Origin of the sequence: Mesorhizobium sp. M0968, from assembly GCF_040319065.1 — a bacterium.
Classification (GTDB): Bacteria; Pseudomonadota; Alphaproteobacteria; order Rhizobiales; family Rhizobiaceae; genus Mesorhizobium.
This window is the reverse complement of sequence record NZ_JAMYNL010000082.1, coordinates 1-1559: the sequence shown is the minus strand read 5'-3', so window position 1 is coordinate 1559 and position 1559 is coordinate 1. Positions and strand designations below refer to the sequence as shown.

Annotated in this window: 2 pseudogenes; one reads left to right on the top strand and one right to left on the bottom strand. The window is 58.2% G+C overall.

Features of this window, described 5'->3' with window-relative positions:
• Nucleotides 1-78: 78 nt before the first annotated feature.
• Nucleotides 79-1303 (bottom strand): annotated as a pseudogene (gene istA / locus NKH67_RS33965) (IS21 family transposase); the annotation flags it as partial.
• Between the two features lie 154 nt (nt 1304-1457).
• Between istA and NKH67_RS33960 the strand changes: the two are divergent.
• Nucleotides 1458-1559, top strand: a pseudogene (locus NKH67_RS33960) (IS110 family transposase); the annotation flags it as partial.

Sequence of the window (1559 nt, the reverse complement as noted above, 5' to 3'; positions counted from 1 at the left end):
TCCCCATCGAAAGCTTGACCCCAGCACTCCGGTGCTCAGGTTCTCCTGGCTGCCGGATGCGCACGTCTGCGGTCTTCACCGGATGCGTACCTTCGGCATATGCTCATTGACGGTAATATGGCCCGAGCGCTGCGAGCTTCTGATGTGGCTGGCGATCCGCTTATGGTCAAAGAAGATCTCGACCGCCCGGTAGGTCAGTCTCACATCGACCCGCCTGCCGATCAGACCGTGCGGCACGGAGTAGAAGGTCTTGTCGACTTCGACATGATAGTCGGGATGGACCTTGGCGACTTTCCATTCTGCATATTCAAACGGTATTGCCGGCAGTGGCTTGAGCTGGGTGCGTTCGATCTCATCAAACAACGCACGGCGGGATTTGCCATAACGGCGCATGGTCCGGCCGTTGAGGTCTTCGATCAAACTGCTGATCCGGATTTTGAGATCAGCAAGGCTGAAGAAGCGTTCATTTCGAAGCCTGGCCAGCACCACCTCTCGACGATTAAAACTGAACCTTCGGCGGATGGCTTATCCCGAGGACGTTTTGGCCGCGCTGGCAGGATGGTCGTATCGTAGTGCTCGGCGAAGGCGGCGAAGGTCGCATTTAACGTCGGCTCGAACCAAAGAGCCTTGGCAACCGCGGATTTGAGATTGTCGCAGATCGTCCTCTTCGTCGCGCCGCCGAAGTAACTGAAGGCCCGTTGGTTCGCTTCGATCCAATCCGGCAGCTTCTGGCTGAAGCTCGCATAAGAGAACGTCAATTGAGACGCGCTCAGCACCGCGACGTAAATCTGCGCTGCGCGGATCTCTCCTGTCGAAGGGTCGACGACGGGGATCGTGTGGCCAGCATAGTCGCACTCCATGGCGACGCCAGCAACGTGCCGGCTGCGATAGCTGGGTTTGACGCGGCTTTCGTATTCGGCAAAACGGCAGCAGAACCAGGTGTAGCCATAGCCGTCCAGATGGCTCTCACGATATTCCTGCCACAGCAGATTGAGCGTCACGCCCTTGCGCTTCAGCTCGCTGGCAATCTTCGGCCAGTCCGGCTCATCGATGTCACGCGGCGGCCGTCCCATCCGGCGAAAGAGCCGTCGCTCCAGAACCTCGTCATCGTCCAGTCCAGGGGCAGCGGCCAGACCGCAAGTCCGGCTTCCCGTGCCCGCAGCAGATACGTCGATACCGACGTCTTGCTGATCTTCAAACGCTCCGAAACGGCCCGCACAGGGAGTTCCTGCTCGAACGTCAGCCGCAGTATCGATCGGATGTCCTTCACGCTCGTATGTCTCGCTCGCTTCCGTCTCGGCATTGATGTCCTCGCTTCGAATACAAGGGCAAAATGCCAGATCGGCGCTCACGAAAATCGACCTAATTCCGCCGCCTGTTTTGTCCGCGACTTACTGAAATCCCTGTCCCGAACTTACTGAAATCCGTGTCCGCGACTTACTGAATTCCTTGTCCGGGACTTTGCGAAACCCGCATTTCAGGCGCATGGAGCCGATGCGGCGGGCGCCATTGTTTTCCGCAAGCAACTGCGACGCGACAAGGTGCTTGCGTTTCTCGCT